The organism is Celeribacter marinus (genome assembly GCF_001308265.1).
Classification (GTDB): Bacteria; Pseudomonadota; Alphaproteobacteria; order Rhodobacterales; family Rhodobacteraceae; genus Celeribacter; species Celeribacter marinus.
Window position 1 is genome coordinate 1,304,933 of record NZ_CP012023.1, and the last position, 24,662, is coordinate 1,329,594.

Consider the following 24,662-nt stretch of genomic DNA (forward strand, 5'->3'; position numbering starts at 1 on the left):
ATCTGGCGCTGGGATCACGCGTTTTCCAACTCGAAACCGTTGTCTGTCAAAATCGCACGCGCGATAAAGAGATCTTGATCACGCACCATCAAACGGCGCGGCAATATGCCTATCGATCCATCAAGAACGCTCATATGGACGTCCATTTCAAAGCAAGCTATATCCTCACTCGAAAGCAATGCCTGAGCGAAAGCAATCTGTGTTGGATCATTGGTGCGAAGCAATTGTTTCATACGTCAATGTAATGTCACACGGTTGCAAATGTCGAGCGACTGACGCAGATATAGCGCATGCAAATAGAGATGGAGCCAGAGGGGTTTGGATAAGGTCGTAGAAAAACCGCACGAACGTTTGGCCACGCATCTTGCGCCTGAACTCTTGGATGTGAACACGTTGATCCGTGATCGCATGGCGTCCAAGCACGCGCCCCGCATTCCCGAAGTCACGGCGCATTTGGTGGAGGCTGGCGGTAAACGCCTGCGACCTATGCTAACGCTCGCATCGGCAAAGCTATGTGGCTATGGCGGCCCCTACCACATTCACCTCGCCGCAACGGTTGAGTTCATTCACACCGCGACCCTGCTTCACGATGATGTCGTCGATGAAAGCGCCCAACGCCGTGGGCGCCCCACCGCGAACCTGTTGTGGGACAACAAATCCTCCGTCCTTGTGGGGGATTACCTGTTCGCGCGCGCGTTTCAGTTGATGACCGACAGTGAAAACATGCGCGTTTTGCGCATCCTGTCGAACGCTGCCGCCACCATTGCCGAAGGCGAAGTTCTACAACTGACAGCCGCACAAGATCTCAAAACAAGCGAAGAGATTTACCTCCAAGTTGTACGTGGCAAAACCGCGGCCTTGTTCTCTGCCGCCACGGAAGTGGGCGGCGTTTTGGCCGGCTCCGACGAGAGCATCATTCAGGGGCTGTTCGATTACGGAGACGCGCTTGGCATCTCTTTCCAAATCGTCGACGACCTATTGGATTACTGGGGCTCGGACAAAACCGGCAAGAACATCGGCGATGACTTTCGCGAACGCAAAATGTCGCTTCCATTGATCAAAGCCGTGGCCAAAGCCGATGAGACCGAGCGCGCCTTTTGGGTCCGCACGATTGAAAAAGGCAAGCAAGAGGATGGGGATCTAGAGCACGCCATTGGCCTTTTGACCAAACATGGCGCATTGGATGACACCCGTCAGGTTGCAATCGAATGGGCCGACAAAGCCAAAGCGGCCCTTGGCAAAGTGCCCCAAGGCGACATTCGCGATATGCTATCCGATATTGCCGATTACGTGGTCGAACGCCTGCGCTAACTCTCACACCACGCGGATCAGGCGGGCGCAAATCAGGCCGGCAGAGTGCTTGCGGGTTTAACCCACCACCATGGATTGCCATGCGCCAGTTGCGCCGCCGCGGCCTCGGCCTCTTCACGGCGCTCAAATACGGCAAAGCAAGTTGCACCTGATCCCGACATGCGTGTCGCCAGAACGTTGGGCAAAAGCGCCAAAGCCGTGAGAACAGCCGCAATTTCCGGCATGACCTTCACAGCGGGGCGTTGCAAATCGTTGCGCTGCGTTGTGAGCCAGTCGGCAAAGGCAACCCCGTCAGGCCAGTCTGGCAATACCTCTGGCATCGGGGCATTGTCTTTAGCCTCTAACCTCTTGAACACTTCAGGCGTGGAAACCGCCACGCGCGGGTTCACCAAAACCATATGTAATGCGGGCAACTTTATCTGCTGAACATCCTCACCAATACCACGCATGCGCATCGGTTTTGCGGCCAAACATACAGGAACATCCGCACCGAGGCGCAGCGCCTGCGCGGGGGTCACGGGAGATGCTCCCAAACGTGCCGCCGCTTTCAGGGTCGCGGCCGCATCAGTTGACCCGCCGCCAATGCCCGACGAGGGCGGCAAGCGTTTGTCCAACCCCATTTGCATGTGAAGTCCGGAAATCTGCGCCGCTTTCATCACGAGGTTCGTCGCGTCAGTCGGTACACCATCCGCAAACGGACCCGTCACAATCAGGCTGCTTTGATCGGCGCGCTGCGCTGTGATCTGGTCGCCAATATCCACAAAGGCCACAAGACTATCGAGCAAATGATACCCGTCTGCGCGCTGTCCCGTGACATGCAAAGTAAGGTTGATCTTTGCGGGGGCAAAAATTTTAACCGTCATTGAGAGGACGTGTAGGCTCTGCGCCTTCTTGGGTCAAAACGCGGTCCAGACCGATATCTAGCTTGAGACGAATGCGCTCGGCCTCGACCTCTTCGGGGTCGAACGACAAGGCACGACGCCACTGAAAGCGCGCCTCGCGCTCGCGGCCAACGGCCCAATAGACATCCCCCAAATGGTCATTGACGATCGGATCGGTCGACATCAACGCGGCCGCTTTCTCCATCGGAGCGACCGCCTCGTCATAGCGGCGCAAACGGTACAACCCCCATGCAAGGCTGTCGGTGATATATCCTTCATTTGGCCGCGCCTCTGACGCCTGACGGATCATATCCATCGCCTCATCCAGATTGACGTTCAATTCCAAAAACGAATACCCCAGATAGTTGAGCACCGAGGGCTGGCCCGGCTCCAACTCAAGGGCTTTGCGCAAATCAGCCTCGGACTCAGCCCACATATCAAGCTGCTCATGAGCAATCCCACGGGTGAAAAATAACGGCCATTGCGCACGCGTTGGTGTCTCGAACAGATCAATTGCCCGCGTGTACACTTTGATCGCGCCAGCATTGTCCTCGGCGCGGCGCAATGCGTCGCCATACGAAATAAGGACATCTGCCCGCTCTGGGTGCGCCTCAGCCAGTTGACGCAGCACGTCCATTTCAGCGTCTTCACGCCCCGCATTGCGCAAGGTTTCCGCACGCCCCAACTCGGTCAGGTGAGAGTTCGGATTATCACTTGGCAAACTATCATAGACCTCGGCCGCAAGATCGAAGTTGCCCAAGGCATTCAAAAGCTCGCCCGTCAAAAGAACATATTGCGCGCGCTCGGGGCGCAACTCCAACGCGATACGCGCATAGAGCAACGTGTAGGCATTGCTCGGCCCGCCCGACAAAGCGGCGGCAATCTCGTAAAAGACATTGGCAAACCCATCAGTGGCCGTTGTCAGTTCAACGAATGGCACCGCCTCGCCCGCTCGCAACGCGTCGGCCAATTCGTCCAACTCAACATCACCCACCCCATCAAAGAATGCATCATACAGGGCCAATGCCTCGTCATTGCGTTCAAGCTGGCTTAGCATCTGCATCCGCGCGATCAGGGCATCACGGGTCTCTGGCGCGCTTTCATCCGACAAAAGTGCTTCGCCGCTTTCGAAATCACCCACCATCGCGTAGGCCATTGCCTTGTTAAACGGCCCAAAAAACCCGGAGGCTTGTCCTTCGAGCGTTGCCGCATCAAAGGCCTCGACCGCCGCGCCTATTTCGCCCTTACCAACAAGGGCCCAAGCCCGCATGAACCCGTCGACCACCGATGAGATGGATTGCCCGTCATCAAGAGCCGAGATAACGCCATCGAAATCGCCCGCTTTCACACGCAAGGCAAAGGACGCCATGGCCGCAATCTGATTGCCTGAATCGACACTTTCCAAAACGGCTGCGTAGCCCTTGATCCCGCCAAAATCTCCGCGCGCGATACTTGCCGATAACACCGCCTCAAGAAGAGCAACATCTTTAGGTGCTTCCACCAAGGCGGCTGTCGCGTACTGCGCCAATTCTTCAAAGTTGTTATCAAACGTGGCTTGTCGAGAGGCGAGGTAGGCACCTGCATCCGCATAGACCGGCGCAACACTGACGGCGCCTAGGCCCACGCTAAATGCGACGGTACTCAAGGCTCGGATCAAAAACGAAGCGCGTGTCGGCACGGGGCGGTCTCCTTGTATGAACGTGGTCCAACAGTAGCGACCCACCCTGACCACCGCAACGCAAACGGGAGCCAAATTTGGCTCCCGTTTCAATCGTCTTAGACACGATCGTGTGACAACTCACATATTGCCGTAGTTTGGCCCATCGCCCCCTTGGGGGACGGTCCACGTGATGTTCTGGCTGGCCTCTTTGATATCGCAGGTTTTGCAATGCACACAGTTTTGGAAGTTGACGACGAATTTGGGATCGCTGCCCGCTTCGCCGACATATTCGTACACGCCCGCAGGGCAATACCGCGCGGACGGGCCGCCATACACGGCATAATCCACATCCACAGCCACACGTGGGTCTTTAAGACGAAGATGTGACGGCTGGCTTTCCTCATGGTTGGTCGCGGCGAATGACACGTTGGTCAAACGATCAAACGACAAAACACCATCGGGCTTGGGGTAGTCGATCATCGGATAGTCAGCGGCCTTTCCCGTAGCCTCAGCATCCGCTTTCCCGTGCTTGAGCGTCCCGAATAGCGACACGCCAAAGAGAGTGTTGGTCCACATGTCAAATCCGCCAAGCGCCAGTGAGGCGGACAGACCGAATTTCGACCAAAGCGGCTTTACGTTGCGAACCCGTTTGAGGTCTTTGGCCACGGCACCAGTCCGCAACTCCGCCTCGTAGGCCTCCAAGGTATCCCCCGAACGCCCGTCTTTGAGCGCCGCAATCACGGCCTCGGCGGCGGCTTTGCCAGAGAGCATCGCGTTGTGGTTGCCCTTGATGCGCGGCACATTGACAAGACCCACGGAACAGCCAAGCAAAGCCCCCCCGGGAAACGCCGATTTAGGCATGGATTGATATCCGCCCTCCGAAATCGCGCGCGCGCCATATGCCACACGTTTGCCGCCCTTGAGCAGATCGGCCACCATCGGGTGATGCTTGAACTGCTGAAACTCCATGTAGGGGAACAGGTTAGGGTTTTTGTAGTTCAGGTGGACCACAAACCCGATGAAAACCTGATTGTTCTCGGCGTGATAGATGAATGCACCACCGCCCGCCTTGCCACCCAATGGCCATCCCATCGTGTGCGTGACAGTGCCCTCTTTGTGCTTTTCGGGATCGATCTCCCAAACTTCCTTCATCCCAAGGCCGAACTTTTGCGGCTCGCGCCCCGCGCAAAGATCATATTTTGCAATCACTTCCTTGGCGAGTGATCCGCGCACACCCTCGGACAAGAGCACGTATTTTCCGTGCAATTCCATTCCGGGCTCATAGCCCTCGGACGGGGTGCCATCGGGGTTCTTGCCAAATTCGCCTGCAACCACGCCTTTGACTTCGCCGGTGCCGCCGTAGACAAGTTCGGAACACGCCATACCCGGGAAAATCTCGACGCCCATCTCTTCGGCCTGTTCGGCCATCCAACGGCAAACATTGCCCATAGAGACGATGTAATTGCCATGATTGTTCATCAACGGCGGCATAGGGAAGTTAGGAATGCGAAGATGACCCGCTTCGCCAAGCATATAGAAATTGTCTTTCTTGACCTTGGTCTTGATCGGCGCGCCGCGCGTTTTCCAATCAGGCATCAACGCGTCAAGGCCACAAGGGTCCAGCACGGCGCCTGACAAAATATGCGCGCCAACTTCGGAGCCTTTTTCCAAGACAACGATGTTCAAATCCGCGTCCAACTGCTTAAGGCGGATCGCCGCAGACAGGCCAGCAGGTCCAGCCCCGACAATCACGACGTCATATTCCATCGTCTCGCGCTCAATATTCGACATTAAATTACTCCCTCAACTCGACGGCTCGTCGCGCCTTCCTACCCCCAACATAAGGGGATGGTCAATTTGATCCTACTGTTTCGCGGCGTCCAAACCAGCGAAAATGGAGCGTTTTTTGTCCCTTCGTCACGGAATGAACACCCTACCTCTTGCATTTGGTCTATGAGTGCTGTTGTGGTGGTACAACAAAAGCAACAACCGACGCGGGAGGCCCACCGGCCGATCTCGCGTTTTTCGTATCTGAGAATGAGTGCCATGGAAAAAATCTTGACGACCCGTGCGGGTCACGTCGCAATGAGCGCCGAGTTGAAAAACCTTAAATCCGTTGAGCGCCCCGCGATCATTCAAGCGGTTGCCGAGGCGCGTGAGCACGGCGATCTATCGGAAAACGCCGAATATCACTCCGCGCGCGAAAAACACAGCTTCATCGAGGGCCGGATCAAGGAACTCGAAGGCATCTTGTCCTTATCCGAAGTGATCGACCCGAAAACGCTGTCAGGCACCGTCAAATTCGGCGCGACCGTCACAATCGTGGACGAAGATACGGATGAGGAAAAAACCTTTCAGATCGTTGGCCAATATGAGGCCGATATCGAACGCGGATTGCTCAACATCCAGTCGCCTATTGCGCGGGCATTGATCGGCAAAGAGGATGGCGACAGCGTGGCTGTGCGCACCCCCGGCGGTGACAAGAGCTATGAAATCCTAAAAGTCGAATTTATCTAAATTTCGTTCTCTAACTCCGCGTGGAGGCCATTTTGGCTGACGACAAGACCAAACCACATATTGAGCTGGGCGTGTATCAGCGTCCGGATGTTGACCAACGTGTCACGGCCAGCGAGATAATCGCGGGCGTGCTGTCGTTGGTCTGGCTTGTCATGACTGCGGGCTATTTTTTGATCGTTGATGGCGGTGCCGCGCAGACCTCGTTCGATAGCATTCGGTTCGTGATGATTCTCATCGCGATTTTTATGCCTGTCGCCATGATCTGGGTCGGCGCGTTGGCCGTGCGTGCGTCCACAACCATGCGTGACGAAAGTCGCCGCCTTCAAACCGCTATTTCCGCAATGCGCCAAAGCTATCTTGCACAACAGCATAACAACCCCGCCAATAGCTCCGTTGAAAAGAAACTCGAAGAGATCGCAGCGGCTCAACGCAAAACCGAAAGCACGCTCGCCACATTCACATCCGTGCGCCCCTCGGCGGCACCGGCGGAGGATCGTTTGGCGATTCCATCGCCCATGCGAATGGATGAACAGGCCTCACTCGCACTTGGCACCCCGTCCGAGGCGCTCGCACCGCCCTTGTCGGTCGCTGATTTCATCAAAGCCTTGAACTTTCCAGAGACGGCCGAGGACAAAGAGGGGTTTCGCGCCCTGCGCCGCGCTCTGTCTGACCACAAAGTCAGCCAGTTGGTCCACGCTGCCCAAGACATTCTCACCCTGCTCAGCCAAGATGGCATCTACATGGACGACCTCACACCGGACCGCGCACGGCCCGAAGTCTGGCGCAAATTCGCCAAAGGTGTGCGCGGATCGGCCGTAGCCCCCCTTGGCGGCGTTCGTGACCGCTCGTCCTTGGCGCTCGCCGCCGCACGCATGAAGCAAGACGCAATTTTCCGCGATGCCGTGCACCACTTTTTGCGCAAATTTGACAAGACACTGGCCGAATTTGAAGACACGGCATCCGACGAAGAGATCTCGGCACTGTCCAACACACGGACCGCGCGTGCATTCATGTTGCTCGGACGCGTCACGGGCACGTTCGACTAACCTCATGGCCTCACTCAACACATCACAGTTCAAACGCGGCATTTTTGACGGCCTGCCGTTCCACTTGGTGCTTGTGCCATTTGGAGCCATTTTTGGCGTGATCGCCACCGAGGCCGGTCTGAACCTTGTTCAAGTTATGGGATTTACGGTTCTTGTGATTGCAGGCGCCGCACAACTGACGGCGTTACAATTGATGCTCGATAACGCGCCGACACTGGTTGTGATTGTCACTGCATTGGCGGTCAACCTTCGCATGGCGATGTATTCGGCGTCACTCGTGCCGCACCTCGGCCCTGCGCCGTTCTGGATGCGTGCCTTGGCCGCCTATTTCCTGTTTGATCAACCCTACGCTCTCTCCTCAATTGCGTTCGAAAAAGAGCCGTCCCGCACCGCGATTGAAAAAGTCAGCTACTTTCTGGGCGTTGGCATCCCTTTGGCCATATCGTGGTATGTCGCGACCTTGGCGGGGGCACTGCTTGGCGAGCGTATTCCGGCGCAAATGGGTGTCGATTTTGCGGTCCCCCTGACCTTTATCGCTGTTGTCGCCCCGATGATGCGAACCGTTGCACATGTTGCAACCGCCCTGACCTCGGTCGTCCTTGTTATCGCCCTTAGCTTTATGCCCTATGGCTCCGGCTTACTGGTCGCGGCTCTGATCGCGCTGTTTGTGGGCGCGCAGGTCGAGTTATGGGTAGAAAAGCGAAAGGCACGCAGCTAATGGAACCCGCGACTTCTCAGGTCTGGATCATCATTGTCGTACTCGGTATCTGCACCTATCTGATCCGCCTGTCCTTCATGGGATTGATCGGCGACCGCCCCTTGCCCGAATGGCTATTGCGGATGTTGCGCTACACCCCTGTGGCAGTCCTACCGGCTGTTGTGGCCCCAATGTTGCTTGGATCTGGGGCCCATAGCGGCGATGCGTTGCGTATTGGCGCAGCCCTTGCAACGCTCGTCGTGGGCCTCACGACCCGCAATGTCCTATGGGCGATTGCCACAGGGTTCGGACTGTTCTTCGGAATTGGTGCGCTACTGGGTTAAGGTCGCGATCAAATCGCCGCGCAAACGCAAATCAGGGGCCTGAATGAGACCCGTGTTGTCATCAGGCGAGTCGTCGCGGTGCATTTGCTCCACCGCCCCACGCGAAGCGAAATACGCGGTCAGTTTCTTTGGGAACATCGTACTTTTCACATCTTCAAATCCCGGGAGACTGGCCAAGATGCTTGAAATACTGCGCGCGCATTGTGCCTTTGGCACCGCGCCGTAACTTTGAATGCGCGCCAACGCAAATTCGGCCACCTGTGGCGACACAAAAATGGTTTGCTCGATCACGTCAAACGTCTCGCGCGCATGATAGTCGATGTAGAATGCAACAGCCGCGTCGCTCATGCCGTAGACGACATCATTGCGCTCTGGCAAATGCGGGTGCTTGAACGTTCCCGCGGGATCAAAAATCGCGCGCTGTGACGGCGCATTGACCAAAAGGCCGGAGTGCGCGCCTGCGCCGCTGCGCTTACCGATCACGGTAAACAACGTCAAAGACGCCGATCCGTCGCTCACATAGCGCGCACGGGTCACTTCGGCTTCGCCAGCCCAACGCGGCTCTGCCGCACCACACGCGCTAAGAGCCAATAAGGCAAAAACCACCAAGAGCCGCGATAGCGTCATAAAAGTGATCCTCAACCTATTTGGCGAACCAACGAATTAGCCGTTAAAAACAGCCAGAAAAACCAGAACTGCGATGGATGCGATTGCAACATACGTGGACCATTTAATGAACCCTGCGAATGCTTTTTCTTGAGTCGAAATATCCATTTCGCCGTGCTTGTGGTCAGCCATTGTGCCTTTTCCTTTTATCTTGTGGCGTCATATGCGCCTTTTCTCAGAGTGAATTAGACGATTCAGCGCCCGCTGTCACCGTTGGATTCACGCCTTTTTGCTCTCATCTGCGTCTGAATTCTCTAAATCAGCGGCCAAACGAAACCCGATCCGTGCCGGAGCGGCCTCCGGCTCGTGTTTTGGCAAGGCGCGCAGCATGACATTGAGCTGGGTGACGTGTTGAACAAGTTGCGTTTTGGCACCGGTCCCATCGGTTCCGTAAAAGGTCACGATATCAGGGTCAAAATATCCGATCCCTTCAATCCGCAGCACTCCGGATTCCGATCCGGCAAATCCCATCGCAATCTCGTGCTCGTTGTCGAGCTGCTGTTCAAAGTTATTGATGTAAAGAATGAGGCGTTCATAGGCCCATTCCGCCGGACTCTTTTGATCAAGCGGCTTGCGCGACAAGGCATCTGGGAGCGGCAGCTGTTCGGCCGTGCGTGGTGCATTTGGGTTGGCATGAACCGCGCGCCCGTATTGCAAGGCCGCCGCTTCGTGCGCTTCTGCCGTTGTTTGGATTTGATCGTAATCGCTCATGCCATCTCCCGCTTTTGCCAGATATACGCACCATCCCCTCTCATCGTGCGCGAGACAAGCCCCTGCGCAAATAAGTGATTGCAATGCGCCATCGCCTCGACCATCGCGAGCCCGTATTCGCCGCTCTTAATCTCGCGTTTGAACAGTACAGAAAAACAGTCACACGCGGTGCGCGGCTGTTCCAGAAATCCCAGCAGTCGCGTGAGCGCAGCATGATGATTGTCCGTCAACTGGCGCAACCGTGTCGGCAGCCCCGTAAAAATGCGTTTGTGCCCCGTCAAAATCAACTGATCGTCGGTCGCAAAGGGTTTGAACCGCTCACAGCTTTCCAACCACTCCCCCAACGGATCGGCATCCGGTTCGGTCGTATGCACACCGATATTCGGAGAAATCGACGCCAATAGCTGATCACCGCCAATAACCATCTCGCCATCACGGCTCCAAAAGGTCGCATGTTCGGGCGCATGCCCGTTGCCGCACCGCACATCCCATAACCGCCCGCCAATCTCGATCTCGTCGCCCTCGCGTATGCGGGTAAAGCCAAGCGGAATATCAGCCACCGCATCAGCGGTATTGAACGGACGGCTCGTTTCGCGCTCGGCGTAAATCGCCGCATCCATCCCGCTTGAGCGCCAAAAGCGCAGCATCTGGGGCGTTGGTGCGTCCTGAACATCCAGTTTGAGCATCCGCGCCATGAGATACGCGGTACGTGTTGTGACCAATGTCGCGCCGTGCTGCGCCATGAACCACCCCGCCAATCCGATATGATCGAGGTGGTGATGGGTGGCAATGACGCGCGACACGGGTTTGCCGCCCATCGGACCCGCCATCAAGTCGCCCCACACCGCACGGGTGCGCGAGGTGTCGATGCCCGTGTCGACCACGGTCCAACTGTCGCCCTCATAAAACATATAGACATTCACATGCTCGAGCGGTCCGGGCATGGGGATACGCGCCCACAAAAGACCGGTGGACACCTCGACCGCCTCCCCCGTAACTGGTGGCTCAACGGGGGTTCGGATCGGTGTTTTCATCAGGCTAAAAGGTCTTCTGGTGTGAGGGCATAAAGATCGCTGGCCCCAAGGCGCGCTTGCACCAAGAGGGACGTATACTCGGGCAACATACGCAGAATATAGAACCGCGCAAGACGCGTGCGCGTCCCCGCCTCACCCTCGGCCAGTGCCGATTTCAAATGGTAGTACCCACCTAAAACCCGTGCAAATGCGCGCAAAAACGCGGTCGCCCCCGCAAAGCGGTCATTGAGATCAAGCGCCAGTACCGCCTCAAGTCCCTCGCGTAGCGTTTCCGCCGCGCTCCAAACAGGTCCGGCCAGTTCGGGCAACGACACCCGCGCCGCTTCGGCAAAGGCTTCGATTTCGTCGAGCAATGCATTTGCGGCCTCGCCACCATCCATCAACTTGCGGGCCACAAGGTCCATCGCCTGAATGCCGTTGGTGCCCTCGTAGATCGAGGTAATGCGGGCATCGCGGGCGTATTGCGCCGCCCCCGTTTCCTCGATGAACCCCATGCCGCCGTGGACCTGTACGCCAAGCTGCGCAACATCATGACCAATGTCGGTCCCAAACGCCTTGGCAATCGGAATGAGGAACGCACCGCGCGCCTGCCATTCGGGATCGTCGCGCCCTAGATCAAGCGCCACACCGCAGGCCAGCGAAATACACCGCGCCACATAGGTGTCCGCCCGCATCACCGCGAGCATCCGGCGCACATCGGCATGGTCGATAATCGCACCCGTGCCATCCGCACCAAGCGGCGTGCGGCCCTGAACGCGGTCCGCCGCATAGGCGTGTGCCTTTTGCGTAGCGGCCTCGGCCACACCCACGCCCTGCATCCCCACACCAAGACGCGCATTGTTCATCATCGTGAACATGCATTTCATGCCTTCGTGCTCGTTACCGACAAGCCACCCTTTGGCCCCGTTGTAGTCCATAACGCAGGTGGGCGAACCGTGAATGCCGAGCTTATGCTCGAGGCTCACAACGCTGAGGCTATTGGCATCACCGGCCTCGCCATCCGCGTCAGGAAGGAACTTAGGAACAAGGAAAAGCGAAATGCCTTTGGTCCCCTCGCCGCCATCGGGCAATCGCGCCAAAACAAGATGGCAAATATTACCGGAAAAATCGTTGTCGCCCCATGTGATATAGATCTTTTGGCCCGTGATATCGTAGCTGCCATCGTCATTGCGCGTGGCTTTGGTGCGCAGTGCGCCAACGTCAGAGCCTGCGCCCGATTCCGTCAGGTTCATCGTGCCGCACCAGTCGCCCGACACCAGTTTAGGCAGGTACAGCGCTTTGATCTCGTCGCAGGCATGATGCTCCAACGCCTCGATCTGACCCTGACACATCAGCGGCTCAAGCGCCAAAGACAAGCACGCGCCCGACATCATCTCGTTGACCACAGAAGCCAATGTGAGTGGCAACCCCATGCCACCATTATCCGGTTCGGCCAACATGCCGATCCATCCACCCTCAGCGATTTGCGCGAACGCATCCGCAAAGCCAGGCGACGAAATCACACCACCGTTTTCAAGCCGCGCAGGGGTCAAATCCCCACCACGATCAAGAGGGGCCATCACATCATTTGAAAGCTTGGCCGCCTCGTCGATGATGGCCGCCACGACATCGCGGTCTGCTTCAGAAAAACGTGCCGTTGATGCAACGCGGGCGTAATCCACCACATGATCAAGAATAAATGCGTAATCCGAAACAGGCGCACGGTAGGCCATGGTACAGGCTCCTCAGATTGGGTTTGCGACAGGCTCACCCTCTTAACTATCCAAAGAACTGTAATGGATGGTCACCGACCGCCAACCCAAACGTGGCGTCACGCGTCCGGCATTGCGCGTTTAGGCGTGGCCTACCTCGCCCGATAGCAACGCAGGGCTGATCCCGATCGAACGCACAGAGGCCTCCCACTTTTGGTCATTGGGCACCTCAAATACGATTTTCGGCGTAGGATCGACCGTCAGCCAACCGTTCTGCGCCAATTCCGCCTCCAGTTGGCCCGGCCCCCACCCTGCATACCCCAAACACAGCAATCGTTCGCGTGGCCCACCGCCGCGCGCGATGTCCGACAATATCTCGCGCGATGCGGTCATGGAATACGTCGCATCCACCGCCAAAGAGGCGCTATCGGCTTGATAATCAACGCTATGCAACACAAACCCGCGCCCCAACTCCACAGGCCCGCCAAAATGGACGGGCAAAGGCGCCATCATATCGGTGACGTTTATGTCGAGTTGCTCGAACACATCATTGACCCGAATGTCTTGCGACACCTGATTGATAATTAGCCCCATAGACCCGTCATCCGAGTGCGCACACATGAAAATCACGCTGTTTTCAAACCGTGGATCACCGATCCCCGGCATGGCAACAAGCAACTTTCCCGTCAGGTTGTTAAACGTTGTTTCAGACATGCCCTACCTCACCTCATGTCGCCGCGAGGTGCAAGCGGAACCGCAACCGCGCGGCAACACAGCACCGTGTGAAACACCTCGTCTCCTATTTGTGAGTTTTGTATGTGCGAACACCCCCCTATATGTTCACACATGACACACATGCCCATCTTTTTGCGCCACGCGCTTGCCGTCACGACGATCGCGTGTTTCACCGCGACCGCCGCCCCCGTAACCGCGGCTGATGAGGCACAGGTATCTGTGCTGAACGGGTGGCGTATGGACAATGGTCATCATATGGCCGCCTTGCGGATTTCACTGGCGGACGGCTGGCACACCTATTGGCGCGCCCCCGGAGATGCGGGTATTCCACCCCGATTTGACTGGAGCGCCTCGAAAAACGTCTCGGGCGTACATGTGCATTGGCCAACCCCAAACGTCTACGCGCAAAATGATATGCGCTACGTTGGATACGAGGGCGAGGTGGTTTTGCCCCTTGAAATCCGACCCACGGCAAGCGGCGCAATTCACCTTGAGGGCGTCATCGAATTTGGGGTGTGCGATGACATTTGCATTCCGATGACTGCGCAACTGCGCCTTGATCTTGACGGCACAGCACCCCAAAGCGATTACCCCGCAATCACAGCATCACTCAACGACGCACCGACACGAATTACCGATGCAAAATGTGATGCGGCCCCCATCGAAGACGGATTGAAAGTCACTGTGACGCTTGGCGTCCCCTCACTTGGCGCGCGCGAAATCGCCGTCATTGAACACCCTGACGCCGCCATTTGGGTGTCCGAGGCCATGACCACGCGCAAGGATACATCGACCCTAACCGCCGTCAGCGAGCTGGTTCCGCCACACGCCAAACCCTTTATGATCAACAGGTCCGATCTCACGATCACCGTGATCGGTAATGGCACGACTTATGAGGCGCGCGGCTGCACCGGTCGGTAGGTCATTTACCCCGCGCGGCGGCGCGACATGACACCCGCAAACACCGCGTAAATCGCCGCATAGGCGACCATGATCCCGACAGAAAACACGCCAACCGCGCGCGCCATTGTCCCGCCACCCAACACCTCTGGCATTGATCCCGATACCACCACCGCTCCAACAGTTGCCATCAGCCACGTGACGGTCGCAACGCCCGCCGCGACCGTGGCCACGCCCGCCGCACCGACACGGCGCGGGTGGGACAATGTGCGGCGCGTCGACGCCATCGCGCGACCAACGTCCAATTGCATCGCCACAATCGCCGGCACCATCATCAACACGATCACCATTCCGAACCCCAACCCATAAGCAAGCGTCACAACGGTTGGCTTGAGAAATTGCGCATCGGCGGATCTCTCATAGAGCAACGGCGCAAGGCCCAAAACCGTGGTCATTGTGGTCAAAAATACAGGCCGCAAGCGGTCAACCGTGGCGTCCACAATCGCGGGCATGAGCCCCCGATCTTCGGCGTATTCATCAATCGTCGTCACCAACACAATCGAATCGTTGATGATAATCCCCGTCATCCCGATCAGCCCCACAACCGAGAACATCGACAGCGGAATACCCCATGAGGCATGGCCATAAATCGCACCGATCAACCCGAATGGTATGATCGACATGACCACCAACGGACGCGTCCAACTCGAAAAAATCCACGACAATGTCAGATAAATCCCAAGGAGCGCCGCCATCATACCCAACAGGGCATCGGACAAAAATCGGTTCTCTTGCTCGGCAAGACCCGCCACCTTGTAGGTGACGCCATAGTCCTCTTCGATCTGCGGCATTATCGTGTCGGCAATCGCCAGCTGTATCTCGCTTGCGCGCTCGGCGTTGTCTTCGCTTAGATCACCCGACACGGTCACGACCCGTAGACCGTTTTCGCGCCGCACCGTTGAAAAGCCCGTCTGGCGAGTCACCGATACAATATCGGCAAGCGGCACATATTGCCCTGAGGTTGCACGCATCTGTGTGCGATCAAGAAAATCAGCCGTCAATTCGCCTTCGGGCAACTCCACACGCACGGTCGCGGTGCGTGTTCCATCAGGATAACTCGCCGCCTCGATCCCGCCCAAACGATTGGACAATGTGCGCCCCAAAGCATCGATGGTAAAGCCAAGCGCCTCGCCTTGCGGCGTCAGCTCCAAAATCAACTCTTCTTTGTCATAGGACAAACTGTCCTCAAGAGCTGACACCTCAGCGAACAAGGCAAGCTTGGCTTTCAATCCTTCTGCGGCGGCCTTTAGCGTCTCGGAATCCGCCCCGACCAACTCAATGTCAATCGCATCACCACCGGGGCCAAAGTTGCCGCGCCGAAACGACACTGTTTCGGCAAGCGGGTGATTTACAACTTCCTCTTGGAGCGCTCCGACGAAAGCGAAGGATGAATAGGGACGTAGATCCGCGTCGATGAGCTCGACGGAAATCCCACCCAATTGATCGCTGTCTTTCGTGTCCGACCCCGACAAACCACGCCCCGCATTTCCGCCCACTTGGGCCAACGCATACGCGACGGGGTTAACCCCGTGTTCCTCTTCGAACTTTAGTCCGGTCACTTCGACTGCGCGCTGTAACTCCATCATCATCGCATGGGAGTCGTCGCGCGTCGCACCGGGTGCCATGGCAAAATTCCCCGAAATCACGGGCTGCTCGGGCGAGTTGAAGAAACGCCATTGCACCGCACCTGTGATCAGCTGCGAAATCTGCATCGCCAAAAGGACAAAAACGGCGGCAACAACCGGATAGCGAAGACGCACAACCCACGTCACGAACGGGCGAAATGCACGCTCGCGCACAACCCGAAACCCTTTGTCGACCTGCCGCGAGGGCCAATCATACCAATGCAATTTTTGATGGCTCGCAACCGTATGGCTCAGGTGGTTCGGCAATATGATGAAACACTCGACCAAGGAGGCCAACAGCACCACAATGACCGTAAACGGGATGTCGGAAAGCATGTCGCCAAAACGACCCGAAATGGCGGTCAAACCAAAGAACGCGATGATCGTTGTCATGGTCGAGGAGAACACTGGCGCAAACATACGCCGCGCGGCATTCTCGGCGGCCTCTACCGGCCCTTCGCCCAAACGGCGTGCGCGAAAATCGGCGTGTTCACCCACCACAATGGCATCATCGACGACGATGCCCAACGTGATGATAAGGGCAAACAGCGAAATCATATTCAACGTCAAACCCGCCGCGTACATGAGCGCAATAGCCGACAACATCGACACAGGAATGCCCGCCGCAACCCAAAGCGCGGTGCGCGCGTTCAGAAACAAAAACAAAAGTGCCGCAACCAGCGCCAACCCCATCGCACCGTTTGTGACCAAGATGTCCAAACGCGCCTTGATGGCCTCGGCGCGGGTGCGAAACAGATCAAGTGTCACACCATCGGGCAGGGTCAATTGCATCTGTGCCGTGACGTCCTCAACGATCCCTTGTAGCTCAATCGCATCGCCCTGATCAGAGCGGACGACTTTGACGCTCACCGCACCATTGCCGTTGACGAAAAAGGCCTCATCACGGTCGATCCCTTCGACGCGGATATCCGCCACATCGCCAATCGTTAGCTTTGAACCATCGTCATTCGAGCGCAGCACAATATCGGATATTTGTGAGGCCGTCCGTTTCTCAACACCGGTGCGCACACGCGATGTGCCGCCGCCAACACTCCCCGCAGGACTGGTGTCTACCTCGGCCGAAATCGCCGCTGCGATATCGCTCATGGTGACATCATATTTGATCAGATTGATCGTCTCGACTTCGATAATTGTCTCGGGGGCTGCGACCCCTGAAATGCTCGTCCGCGTCACACCCTCGGCAAACAGACGTATCACCAACTCGTCCGAAAACCGCGCGAGTTGATCGAGGCCGACAGGGCCGGTAATGATCACATCCGTCACGGAATCAGTCCACCCGCCCCAGCGCACGGTGGCATCCTCTGCGCCCTCAGGTAGATTGGAGACGCCATCAATCGCCGCCTTCACATCATCGGCGGCGCGCTGCATGTCCCAATTCGGCTCAAAATCCAAACTGATGGATGCCCGACCCTCGGACGAGGTAGACGCACTTTCCATCACCCCCTCAACGGCGAGTAACGTCGGTTCCAAAATCTGAACCACAGCGCGGTCAACATCCTCCGCACCCGCCCCCTCCCATGCCACTGAGACGCGCACGGTATCGACAACGACATCGGGGAAAAATTGCGCCCGCATACGCGGCAGAGAAAACAGCCCCGCCGCTATCAGCAGAACCAAAAGCAAGTTGGCCGCCGTGCGGTGGCGGGTGAAATAGGAGAGCACACCGCTCGCCTTAGACATGCGCAGTGCGGCCATCTTTAACTCCCCATCCGGCTTTCTAGGCGCGTGATCAATTCGGCGGGCACCTCATCGGCGGCAAGCTGTTCTTTGATCCGCGCGCGCGCCTCTTCGGGCATACGTGTATTCCCATCGACAAAGGCGATGAGTTTCGCGCGCTGGTCGTCGCTCAGAGCAACCATGTCACTGTTCGCATCAGCTGCGCTTTGCGCATTTGTGTCCGGCTCGGCACCGTTTACGCGCACGCGGATACCCGCCCCTAAAAGCGGGCTGCGCTCCGCTACAATCTGACGTCCCGCAATCGCGGTCGCATCGACTATCACGTCATCGCCTTGGCGTCTTAACACCGGTGCATCGCGCACTTCGAGGCGGCTCTCATCTGTGATAGCCAAAACGGTCTGTGAGGCATCAACGGCACTTGATGGAATACGCGCCACATTTGTCAGTTCGGGTTCATCAATACGGACATTTACGAAATCACCCGGACGCAGCCCCGCCGAGACATCGAGACGCGCAAAGAGCAATCGCCCCGTTTGACCATCGCCAACAGCCGCACTTTCACGGGTGACTTCGCCCGTGGCCGTTAAATCCACACCCGCAACATCCAAAGATACCGTCACAGGCAACCGCGGTAGGGCACGCTGATCTCCTACGAGACGGGAATATTGCTGTGTCGAAATCCGAAAAGCGACCTGAAGCGCATCGGGCGCAATCAACGATCCAACCTGTTCGTTTGCATTCACAATCGCCCCCAGCGCCCCGACAACACCCGTCAACACACCATCGAACTCCGCAACAAGGGTCGTGTCGCCCAATGACCGCTCGGCCTCTTCAAGGGCGATTTGAGCCCGAAGAACCCCTGTCTTTGCTTGGTCCACACGGGCCTCTGCATTGGCAAGAGATTGACGTTTGGACAAGACGGCTTGGCGCGCAGACGCCTCCGACAGGGCCGCCGTTTCAACCGCACTGGCAGAGCCGACACCACGGGTTTGTAAGTTCTCTTGCCGCTCTAACGCGGCTGTGCGCAAATCAGTCTGTGCACGCGCCGCCGCCAGATCATCTACGGAAATGAGCAGCGCGCGCTCGGCCTCGCTCAGTTCGGCCTTGGCCTCTTGCACGTCCGCTTGCGCCACGCGCAGTGCGGCGGCCGCGTCAGCGGGATCAACGCGCATCAACACGTCCCCCGCCTTGACCGCACCGCCCTCCTCGAACCGCTCCGAAAGTTCGATAACGCGTCCACCGGCGGGCATACGCAACTCCAACGTGCGGCTTGCTTCAACCTCACCGTAGGTCGACAACACGGGGACAAGGCGCGATGGCGTGACAGTCACGACATTCACCGCAAATTGCCGCTCGCGCGCAGGCGCAGAGGTGCCTTCGCGTGCCTGCCGCTCTTGGAACGCAGAATAAAATCTATACCCACCAGCGATTAAGAGCGCTGTGGTCAGTGACATAAGAAAGAGGCCTACAAGAGAGCGGCGCAGAAAACGCATTGCGTGTCCCCGGATATAAGTTGAACAAGTAAGACAGACCTAGCACATCCGCCCAAGTCGTCCATCTCCATCATTCTACGATCTGCTCACGCAATTCCGTCGCATTTTTTTATCACTGTTTCGTGCGCAACAGATCTGCGGGCTATGCGAGGCGTTTGTGCTCTTCGAGGCGCGGGATCATTTGCACGAAATTACACGGCTTATGACGGTGATCGAGTTGCCAAACGAGGATCTCGTTCCACGCATCTTTACACGCGCCATTCGATCCGGGCAGAGCAAACAAATAGGTGCTTTTGGCAATTCCACCCGTTGCGCGTGACTGCACCGCCGAGGTGCCAACGCTTTTCATAGAGACAATCGTGAACATCGTCGCAAAGGCTTCGATCTCTTTCTCATAGACATCGCGGTGCGCCTCAACCGTCACGTCACGCCCCGTCAGGCCCGTGCCCCCCGTTGAAATCACAACATCAACCGCCTCGTCGTCAACCCACGCTTGCAATGTGTCGCGAATAAGCGGGCGATCATCGGTGACAATTTTACGCGCGCCAACCACATGCCCCGCCGCCTCGATCAGCGACACCAACGTGTCTCCCGAGGTATCTTGAGCCATTGAACGCGAATCAGACACGGCCAAAACGGCAATCCGCAGCGGGATGAATTCTAGGCTCTCGTCAATATCGGCCACGTCGAGGCTCCTTTAGCTGATAGTGCGCAACCGCGCCTGAATTTCCAAAAGATCGGCCCACGCCTCGCGCTTGGCCGCGGGGGTGCGCAACAAATAGGCGGGATGCGTCATCGGCATCGCGGGTTTACCCAGCACCTCTTCCCACGTCCCGCGCAACCGCGTGATCCCCGCGCGGCCCGTGAGCGCCTGACACGCCAGATTGCCCATAATGACGATGATATCCGGATCGGCCAATTCGATATGCTTGATCAAAAACGGCGTTAGCATCGCAATCTCGTCAGGTGTCGCATCGCGGTTTTCGGGCGGACGCCACGGCAAGGCCGTGACAAGGTACAACCCGTTTTGCGTATCGGGCGATGCGCGATCCAAACCGATTGCCCCGAACATCTTGTCCAAAAGCGCCCCTGAGCGGCCAACAAACGGCGTGCCCTCGCGATCCTCATCGCGGGTAGGTGCCTCGCCAATGACCATCACCCGTGCCTGAGGATTGCCATCCCCAAACACCAAATTATGCGCGCCGCGTTTCAGGGCACAATGTTCAAATGTCGCCAACGCCTCACGCAAGGCATCCAGTGATCCGGCTGATTTCGCCGCCACCACGGCCTCTCCCACACCGTCAACCTCAGTCTCGACTTGCGGACGTACGGGGGGGGGCGCTTTGCCCTTTGTCGCAACTGACGCTGGCGGCGCAGGTTTGGGTGCGGCTGCGGGCATGTCGTAGCGATTCACCGGATGCTCGCCAATCGGCTCGGACACGCCAAGCTCGACTTGCCAGTCCAACAACGCGTGCGCGTCCCAAAAATCGATGTGATCCAGATGAGTCTCCATTGCGTCACGCTACATCGCCACGCAGCCAAGGTAAATCTACGCATTCGATAGTGCGCGCCATTGCCGCCCCGCCTCGCAGTTTCTATAAGCATGAGAAACTCGCACCGCCGCGCAGTCGATAAACGTGGCAAACCTGAACCATCGCGCTTTAGGGAGGCACACATGGCATTCCGACAGAAACACCTTCTGGGGATTGAACCGCTCCACCCCGAAGAGATTAAAACTATCCTCGATGTGGCCGAGACCTATGTCGATCTCAACCGCCAAGCGCACAAACATTCAGATGCGCTCAAAGGTCTGACCCAGATCAACATGTTCTTTGAGAACTCGACGCGCACGCAAGCCTCATTCGAACTTGCGGGCAAACGCCTTGGTGCGGATGTGATGAACATGGCGATGCAAGCCTCCTCGATCAAAAAGGGCGAAACCCTGATCGACACCGCGCTGACGCTCAACGCCATGCACCCCGACCTCTTGGTGGTGCGTCACCCGCATTCGGGCGCTGTGGATCTGCTGGCGCAAAAGGTGAACTGCGCCGTGCTCAACGCGGGCGATGGCAAACACGAACACCCGACCCAAGCGTTACTGGACGCATTAACCATTCGCCGCGCCAAAGGCCGCTTGCACCGCCTGAACATCGCGATTTGCGGTGATGTCACCCATTCGCGCGTGGCCCGCTCCAACCTGATCCTGTTGGGCAAGATGGAAAACCGCGTGCGCCTCGTCGGGCCACCAACATTGGTGCCAAGCCAGTTCAAAGAGTTCGGATGCGAGATTTACGACAATATGGAAGAGGGTCTTAAAGACGTCGATGTCGTGATGATGCTCCGCCTGCAAAAGGAACGCATGGACGGCGGATTTATCCCCTCCGAGCGCGAGTATTTTCACCGCTACGGGTTGGATGCCGCCAAACTGGCCCACGCCAAACCCGACGCCATTGTCATGCACCCCGGCCCGATGAATCGCGGCGTCGAAATCGACGGCACAATTGCCGACGACATCAACCGCTCTGTGATCCAAGAACAGGTCGAAATGGGCGTGGCCGTGCGCATGGCCGCCATGGACCTGCTGGCGCGCAACCTCAAAGCTGACCGCGAGGCGGCGAACACAGGAGTGATGGTATGACCGATTCACTCACCATCCCTGACGGCTATCATCGGTATGTCTGGGTGTTTGCCGTTGATTTGCCCGCCGACGCATTGCGCGCGTTCGGGCATGAGGACCACACAGGCAAAGACACGGTACAGTGGCCGCTTGGGGACGCACTCGGACTATCGCCCCACCCTAATCAGGAGTTCGTCGAACTTTTCGACCTTGAAACAGTGCGCGATTACGGCTTTTCGCGCTACCTGTCCGAGGCCAACGGAATGGATATAGGCGCCGATGCCAGCAAACTTGACGCGCTGTCAGGCGGTATTGCCTTGGTCTTTTCTCAGGCTCTGGACAACGGGCAAACCCAGTTTGCGCCCAAAGACCCACTGACGTTTATCGGCCGCTACGCCCGCCCCGTTGAAATGCCCGTCCATGACGCACTCACCTCAAAGGGTGCCGAGGGCATGCTTCCCCAAGGGATGCCCCCAAAATCAGATGCGCGGATCGGCGGTATGGTCGCGACATTGGTTCTGGTTTTTCTAGCCATATTTGTCGCCCTATTTGTCTGGATTTCGGGATGACGAACGGATGGGATGATATCTTGCGCTCTGGCGAGCGTATTGTGTGGCAAGGGCAACCCGTGCCGTCTCAATCCATGTCCAAACACGAAATCATCACGATGATCGCGGGCCTCGGGTTCGCCCTGTCGGCCGTGCTGTGGATGATTTCGGCCTATAAAACCGGCGGCTTCTGGCCCTTTGGCCTGATCCATATGGCGGTCGGCCTCATCGTTGGCTTTGGCCCCAAATGGCTCGGCATGTATGCACGGCGCAACACGTGGTTTTCGCTGTCCACCTCACGCGCGTTCTTTGCCATGCGCATTCCCTTGGCCGGTCCATCGCTCAACGCCATCGACCTTACACCGCACACGGGCATCGATTTTGACGGCGACGATCCCGGCACGATCCGCTTTCGCGCAAAGACCGTGAGCCTGACAGGTAATCAGACGCTCACCACGCCGCAATTCGACACCATTCCTGACGCACGCGCGGTTTTCTCGCTTATCCGCGACATCCAAAGAGGCATCGCATGACCATTTTCACCAATGCCCGACTGATCGACCCCGAAGCCCTCACCGACCAACTTGGGTGGTTGCGCGTCGAGGGCAACCGCATCGCCGAGCGCGGCACAGGCACGCCGCCGCGCGGCGAGAGCATCGATTGCGGCGGCAAATGCCTCGCCCCTGGCATCGTCGATCTGGGCGTCAAAGTCTCCGAACCGGGGGAGCGCCACAAGGAAAGCTTTGCCTCCGCAGGGCGTGCGGCCGCGGCGGGGGGCGTCACCACCATGATCACACGCCCCGACACAATCAATGCCATCGACACCCCCGAAGTGTTGGAATTCGTCCAACGCCGCGCCGCGACCGACGCCATCGTCAACGTCAAACACATGTCCGCCCTGACCAAAGAGCGCGCAGGCCGCGAGATGGTTGAAATCGGATTTATGAAAGACGCGGGAGCGGTGGCCTTTACCGACTGCGATCACGTGGTGGAAAACGCCAAAGTGTTACAACGCGCACTGACCTACGCGAAATCTTGCGGCGCTTTGGTAATCGGCCACCCCCAAGATCCGTGCCTGTCCAACGGGGCCGCCGCCACATCCGGCAAATTCGCCGCCCTGCGCGGATTGCCCTCCGTGTCCCCCATGGCCGAGCGCATGGGGTTGGACCGCGACATCGCCCTGATCGAAATGACCGGTGCCTCCTACCATTTCGACCAGATCACCACCGCTCGCGCTCTCCCTGCGCTTGATCGCGCAAAGGCTAACGGGCTTGACGTCACAGCGGGCGTATCGATCCACCACCTAACGCTCAATGAGTTGGACGTGGGCGATTATCGTACCTTCTTCAAAGTCAAACCGCCGCTGCGCTCCGAGGAGGATCGTCTCGCGATGATCGACGCAGTTGAAAGCGGGTTGATCGATGTGATTTGCTCCATGCACACCCCACAAGACGAAGAGAGCAAGCGCCTGCCGTTTGAAGAAGCCGCATCAGGGGCCGTGGCGATGGAAACGCTGCTGCCCGCCGCCCTACGCCTTGTCCATGCGGGTCAAATCACCCTGCCGCAACTCATGCGGGCGATGTCACTCAATCCCGCCAAACGCCTCGGCCTCGCCTCTGGCCGTTTGGCCGATGACGCGCCCGCCGACCTGATCCTGTTCGATCCCGATGCACCCTTTGTTCTGGACCGCTTCAAACTCAAATCCAAATCCAAAAACACACCTTTTGACGGCGCACGCCTACAGGGCAAAGTGCGCGGCACATGGGTCGCGGGTTTCCGCGTTTACGAGGGCTGATCAATGACAATGCTACTGACCGCACTTGCCGCCTACCTGCTTGGCTCCATCCCGTTTGGCATCGTCATGGCGCGCCTGTTCGGCCTTGGCGATCTACGCGCCATCGGATCGGGCAACATCGGGGCCACCAACGTTTTGCGCACCGGGAACAAACTCGCCGCATTCCTGACCCTACTGGGCGATAGCGGCAAAGGCGCGGCTGCGGTATTGCTCGCCCGCGCTATCATCGGCGAAGAGGGCGCAGGCATCGCCGCGCTGTGCGCTATGCTCGGCCACCTCTATCCGGTATTTTTGCGCTTCAAAGGCGGCAAAGGCGTTGCAACGTTCCTTGGCACGCTCTTGGCGTTGTCGTTCCCTGTGGGCCTTTTGGCCTGTGCGACATGGCTCGCCGTGGCGGTCCTAACACGGTATTCAAGCCTCTCGGCACTGGTCGCGGCCCTCATGGCACCGATCTACACCGCGTGGATCTACCACCTGCACGGCGCAATTATTGTGCTGGCCCTCACTGGCCTGATCTTTGTCAAACACCGCGAAAACATCGCTCGGTTGCGCGACGGCACAGAGACGAAAATCGGCCAGAAAGACAAAAAGAAAGAGGCTTGATCACACGACCAAGCCTCTCTTTGTCAAAAT

The 24,662-nt window shown here is 57.7% G+C and carries 25 protein-coding genes; 11 read left to right on the plus strand and 14 right to left on the minus strand.

Translation table 11 applies throughout. The features are described 5' to 3' along the window. Window positions 1-14: 14 nt before the first annotated feature. On the minus strand, window positions 15-233 hold the full coding sequence (locus IMCC12053_RS06365) for a putative signal transducing protein (protein WP_062216896.1): 219 nt from the start codon (window positions 231-233) through the stop codon (window positions 15-17). 85 nt (window positions 234-318) lie between these two features. On the opposite strand from IMCC12053_RS06365, the gene IMCC12053_RS06370 reads away from it, so the two are divergent. Continuing rightward, window positions 319-1,311 carry a polyprenyl synthetase family protein gene (locus tag IMCC12053_RS06370; RefSeq protein WP_062216899.1) on the plus strand — a complete coding sequence of 331 codons (993 nt, stop codon included), beginning with the start codon at window positions 319-321 and terminating at the stop codon, window positions 1,309-1,311. Between the two features lie 32 nt (window positions 1,312-1,343). Here the strand turns inward: IMCC12053_RS06370 and IMCC12053_RS06375 are convergent, their stop codons facing one another. The 3 genes from IMCC12053_RS06375 to IMCC12053_RS06385 all read right to left on the minus strand — a co-directional run bounded on the left by IMCC12053_RS06375 (window position 1,344) and on the right by IMCC12053_RS06385 (window position 5,643). Next, a complete protein-coding gene (locus IMCC12053_RS06375) occupies window positions 1,344-2,174 on the minus strand; it encodes a 4-(cytidine 5'-diphospho)-2-C-methyl-D-erythritol kinase (RefSeq protein WP_062216902.1) in 831 nt (276 codons plus the stop codon). After that, on the minus strand, window positions 2,164-3,870 hold the full coding sequence (locus IMCC12053_RS06380; RefSeq protein WP_062216905.1) for a tetratricopeptide repeat protein: 1,707 nt from the start codon (window positions 3,868-3,870) through the stop codon (window positions 2,164-2,166). The genes IMCC12053_RS06375 and IMCC12053_RS06380 overlap by 11 nt, the downstream gene beginning before the upstream one ends. 120 nt (window positions 3,871-3,990) lie before the next feature. Next, on the minus strand, window positions 3,991-5,643 hold the full coding sequence (locus tag IMCC12053_RS06385; RefSeq protein WP_062216907.1) for an electron transfer flavoprotein-ubiquinone oxidoreductase: 1,653 nt from the start codon (window positions 5,641-5,643) through the stop codon (window positions 3,991-3,993). A 255-nt stretch (window positions 5,644-5,898) separates the two neighbouring features. Here IMCC12053_RS06385 and greA point away from each other — a divergent pair, with 255 nt between their 5' ends. Genes greA through IMCC12053_RS06405 form a run of 4 tightly spaced genes read left to right on the plus strand, consistent with a single transcriptional unit; the run spans window position 5,899 to window position 8,456 of the window. Further along, window positions 5,899-6,369 carry a transcription elongation factor GreA gene (gene greA / locus IMCC12053_RS06390; RefSeq protein ID WP_062216911.1) on the plus strand — a complete coding sequence of 157 codons (471 nt, stop codon included), beginning with the start codon at window positions 5,899-5,901 and terminating at the stop codon, window positions 6,367-6,369. 32 nt (window positions 6,370-6,401) lie between these two features. Continuing rightward, window positions 6,402-7,415: a hypothetical protein gene (locus tag IMCC12053_RS06395; RefSeq protein ID WP_236852559.1), complete on the plus strand. Its 1,014-nt coding sequence runs from the start codon at window positions 6,402-6,404 to the stop codon at window positions 7,413-7,415. 4 nt (window positions 7,416-7,419) lie between these two features. After that, a complete protein-coding gene (locus IMCC12053_RS06400) occupies window positions 7,420-8,133 on the plus strand; it encodes an AzlC family ABC transporter permease (RefSeq protein ID WP_062216918.1) in 714 nt (237 codons plus the stop codon). Then, on the plus strand, window positions 8,133-8,456 hold the full coding sequence (locus IMCC12053_RS06405; RefSeq protein WP_062216921.1) for an AzlD domain-containing protein: 324 nt from the start codon (window positions 8,133-8,135) through the stop codon (window positions 8,454-8,456). The genes IMCC12053_RS06400 and IMCC12053_RS06405 overlap by 1 nt, the downstream gene beginning before the upstream one ends. Here the strand turns inward: IMCC12053_RS06405 and IMCC12053_RS06410 are convergent. The 6 genes from IMCC12053_RS06410 to IMCC12053_RS06435 form a co-directional block, all read right to left on the minus strand. Next, window positions 8,445-9,083 carry a hypothetical protein gene (locus IMCC12053_RS06410; protein WP_062216924.1) on the minus strand — a complete coding sequence of 213 codons (639 nt, stop codon included), beginning with the start codon at window positions 9,081-9,083 and terminating at the stop codon, window positions 8,445-8,447. The two genes, IMCC12053_RS06405 and IMCC12053_RS06410, sit on opposite strands and share 12 nt — an antisense overlap. Window positions 9,084-9,119: 36 nt before the next feature. Continuing rightward, complete coding sequence (locus IMCC12053_RS06415) at window positions 9,120-9,254, minus strand: aa3-type cytochrome c oxidase subunit IV (protein ID WP_062216925.1); 135 nt, start codon at window positions 9,252-9,254, stop codon at window positions 9,120-9,122. Window positions 9,255-9,341: 87 nt separating this feature from the next. Beyond that, window positions 9,342-9,833: a DUF6173 family protein gene (locus IMCC12053_RS06420; RefSeq protein WP_062216929.1), complete on the minus strand. Its 492-nt coding sequence runs from the start codon at window positions 9,831-9,833 to the stop codon at window positions 9,342-9,344. After that, window positions 9,830-10,867 carry an MBL fold metallo-hydrolase gene (locus IMCC12053_RS06425; protein WP_062216932.1) on the minus strand — a complete coding sequence of 346 codons (1,038 nt, stop codon included), beginning with the start codon at window positions 10,865-10,867 and terminating at the stop codon, window positions 9,830-9,832. The genes IMCC12053_RS06420 and IMCC12053_RS06425 overlap by 4 nt, the downstream gene beginning before the upstream one ends. Then, window positions 10,867-12,579, minus strand: a complete 1,713-nt coding sequence (locus tag IMCC12053_RS06430) for an acyl-CoA dehydrogenase (protein WP_062216934.1) — start codon at window positions 12,577-12,579, stop codon at window positions 10,867-10,869. The genes IMCC12053_RS06425 and IMCC12053_RS06430 overlap by 1 nt, the downstream gene beginning before the upstream one ends. 120 nt (window positions 12,580-12,699) lie before the next feature. Further along, window positions 12,700-13,272 carry a YqgE/AlgH family protein gene (locus IMCC12053_RS06435; RefSeq protein WP_062216936.1) on the minus strand — a complete coding sequence of 191 codons (573 nt, stop codon included), beginning with the start codon at window positions 13,270-13,272 and terminating at the stop codon, window positions 12,700-12,702. A 132-nt stretch (window positions 13,273-13,404) separates the two neighbouring features. Between IMCC12053_RS06435 and IMCC12053_RS06440 the strand changes: the two genes are divergently transcribed. Next, window positions 13,405-14,214 carry a protein-disulfide reductase DsbD domain-containing protein gene (locus tag IMCC12053_RS06440; protein ID WP_062216938.1) on the plus strand — a complete coding sequence of 270 codons (810 nt, stop codon included), beginning with the start codon at window positions 13,405-13,407 and terminating at the stop codon, window positions 14,212-14,214. Between the two features lie 5 nt (window positions 14,215-14,219). Here IMCC12053_RS06440 and IMCC12053_RS06445 read toward each other — a convergent pair whose 3' ends face one another. The 4 genes from IMCC12053_RS06445 to IMCC12053_RS06460 form a co-directional block, all read right to left on the minus strand. Further along, a complete protein-coding gene (locus IMCC12053_RS06445) occupies window positions 14,220-17,594 on the minus strand; it encodes an efflux RND transporter permease subunit (protein WP_062216941.1) in 3,375 nt (1,124 codons plus the stop codon). A gap of 2 nt (window positions 17,595-17,596) precedes the next feature. Next, window positions 17,597-19,030, minus strand: coding sequence for an efflux RND transporter periplasmic adaptor subunit (locus IMCC12053_RS06450; RefSeq protein WP_335337326.1), 1,434 nt, complete (start codon window positions 19,028-19,030; stop codon window positions 17,597-17,599). 181 nt (window positions 19,031-19,211) lie between these two features. Continuing rightward, a complete protein-coding gene (moaB, locus tag IMCC12053_RS06455) occupies window positions 19,212-19,754 on the minus strand; it encodes a molybdenum cofactor biosynthesis protein B (protein WP_062216947.1) in 543 nt (180 codons plus the stop codon). 12 nt (window positions 19,755-19,766) lie between these two features. Next, window positions 19,767-20,582: a uracil-DNA glycosylase gene (locus tag IMCC12053_RS06460; RefSeq protein ID WP_082389054.1), complete on the minus strand. Its 816-nt coding sequence runs from the start codon at window positions 20,580-20,582 to the stop codon at window positions 19,767-19,769. A 162-nt stretch (window positions 20,583-20,744) separates the two neighbouring features. Here IMCC12053_RS06460 and IMCC12053_RS06465 point away from each other — a divergent pair, with 162 nt between their 5' ends. Genes IMCC12053_RS06465 through plsY form a run of 5 tightly spaced genes read left to right on the plus strand, consistent with a single transcriptional unit; the run spans window position 20,745 to window position 24,632 of the window. Then, window positions 20,745-21,707 (plus strand): aspartate carbamoyltransferase catalytic subunit, encoded by a 963-nt coding sequence (locus IMCC12053_RS06465; protein WP_062216950.1) that lies wholly within the window; start codon window positions 20,745-20,747, stop codon window positions 21,705-21,707. After that, the gene (locus tag IMCC12053_RS06470; RefSeq protein WP_062216953.1) at window positions 21,704-22,255 is read left to right on the plus strand and encodes a hypothetical protein; all 552 of its coding nucleotides are present in this window, start codon (window positions 21,704-21,706) and stop codon (window positions 22,253-22,255) included. Before IMCC12053_RS06465 ends, IMCC12053_RS06470 begins: the two co-directional genes overlap by 4 nt. Beyond that, complete coding sequence (locus IMCC12053_RS06475; RefSeq protein ID WP_062216956.1) at window positions 22,252-22,767, plus strand: hypothetical protein; 516 nt, start codon at window positions 22,252-22,254, stop codon at window positions 22,765-22,767. The genes IMCC12053_RS06470 and IMCC12053_RS06475 overlap by 4 nt, the downstream gene beginning before the upstream one ends. After that, the gene (gene pyrC / locus IMCC12053_RS06480; protein ID WP_062216959.1) at window positions 22,764-24,029 is read left to right on the plus strand and encodes a dihydroorotase; all 1,266 of its coding nucleotides are present in this window, start codon (window positions 22,764-22,766) and stop codon (window positions 24,027-24,029) included. The genes IMCC12053_RS06475 and pyrC overlap by 4 nt, the downstream gene beginning before the upstream one ends. A gap of 3 nt (window positions 24,030-24,032) precedes the next feature. Further along, window positions 24,033-24,632 carry a glycerol-3-phosphate 1-O-acyltransferase PlsY gene (gene plsY / locus IMCC12053_RS06485; protein ID WP_062216962.1) on the plus strand — a complete coding sequence of 200 codons (600 nt, stop codon included), beginning with the start codon at window positions 24,033-24,035 and terminating at the stop codon, window positions 24,630-24,632. Window positions 24,633-24,662: the final 30 nt, after the last annotated feature.

Bases quoted from the DNA above. Each gene is read 5' to 3' on its own strand.
- IMCC12053_RS06375 (WP_062216902.1), bottom strand. From the start codon at position 2,174: ATGACGGTTAAAATTTTTGCCCCCGCAAAGATCAACCTTACTTTGCAT.
- IMCC12053_RS06405 (WP_062216921.1), top strand. From the start codon at position 8,133: ATGGAACCCGCGACTTCTCAGGTCTGGATCATCATTGTCGTACTCGGT.
- IMCC12053_RS06425 (WP_062216932.1), bottom strand. From the start codon at position 10,867: ATGAAAACACCGATCCGAACCCCCGTTGAGCCACCAGTTACGGGGGAG.
- IMCC12053_RS06400 (WP_062216918.1), top strand. From the start codon at position 7,420: ATGGCCTCACTCAACACATCACAGTTCAAACGCGGCATTTTTGACGGC.
- IMCC12053_RS06460 (WP_082389054.1), bottom strand. From the start codon at position 20,582: ATGGAGACTCATCTGGATCACATCGATTTTTGGGACGCGCACGCGTTG.
- IMCC12053_RS06440 (WP_062216938.1), top strand. From the start codon at position 13,405: ATGACACACATGCCCATCTTTTTGCGCCACGCGCTTGCCGTCACGACG.
- IMCC12053_RS06475 (WP_062216956.1), top strand. From the start codon at position 22,252: ATGACGAACGGATGGGATGATATCTTGCGCTCTGGCGAGCGTATTGTG.
- IMCC12053_RS06420 (WP_062216929.1), bottom strand. From the start codon at position 9,833: ATGAGCGATTACGATCAAATCCAAACAACGGCAGAAGCGCACGAAGCG.
- IMCC12053_RS06470 (WP_062216953.1), top strand. From the start codon at position 21,704: ATGACCGATTCACTCACCATCCCTGACGGCTATCATCGGTATGTCTGG.
- IMCC12053_RS06365 (WP_062216896.1), bottom strand. From the start codon at position 233: ATGAAACAATTGCTTCGCACCAATGATCCAACACAGATTGCTTTCGCT.
- plsY (WP_062216962.1), top strand. From the start codon at position 24,033: ATGACAATGCTACTGACCGCACTTGCCGCCTACCTGCTTGGCTCCATC.
- greA (WP_062216911.1), top strand. From the start codon at position 5,899: ATGGAAAAAATCTTGACGACCCGTGCGGGTCACGTCGCAATGAGCGCC.
- IMCC12053_RS06385 (WP_062216907.1), bottom strand. From the start codon at position 5,643: ATGTCGAATATTGAGCGCGAGACGATGGAATATGACGTCGTGATTGTC.
- IMCC12053_RS06430 (WP_062216934.1), bottom strand. From the start codon at position 12,579: ATGGCCTACCGTGCGCCTGTTTCGGATTACGCATTTATTCTTGATCAT.
- IMCC12053_RS06445 (WP_062216941.1), bottom strand. From the start codon at position 17,594: ATGGCCGCACTGCGCATGTCTAAGGCGAGCGGTGTGCTCTCCTATTTC.
- pyrC (WP_062216959.1), top strand. From the start codon at position 22,764: ATGACCATTTTCACCAATGCCCGACTGATCGACCCCGAAGCCCTCACC.
- IMCC12053_RS06435 (WP_062216936.1), bottom strand. From the start codon at position 13,272: ATGTCTGAAACAACGTTTAACAACCTGACGGGAAAGTTGCTTGTTGCC.
- IMCC12053_RS06415 (WP_062216925.1), bottom strand. From the start codon at position 9,254: ATGGCTGACCACAAGCACGGCGAAATGGATATTTCGACTCAAGAAAAA.
- IMCC12053_RS06465 (WP_062216950.1), top strand. From the start codon at position 20,745: ATGGCATTCCGACAGAAACACCTTCTGGGGATTGAACCGCTCCACCCC.
- IMCC12053_RS06410 (WP_062216924.1), bottom strand. From the start codon at position 9,083: ATGACGCTATCGCGGCTCTTGGTGGTTTTTGCCTTATTGGCTCTTAGC.
- IMCC12053_RS06450 (WP_335337326.1), bottom strand. From the start codon at position 19,030: ATGTCACTGACCACAGCGCTCTTAATCGCTGGTGGGTATAGATTTTAT.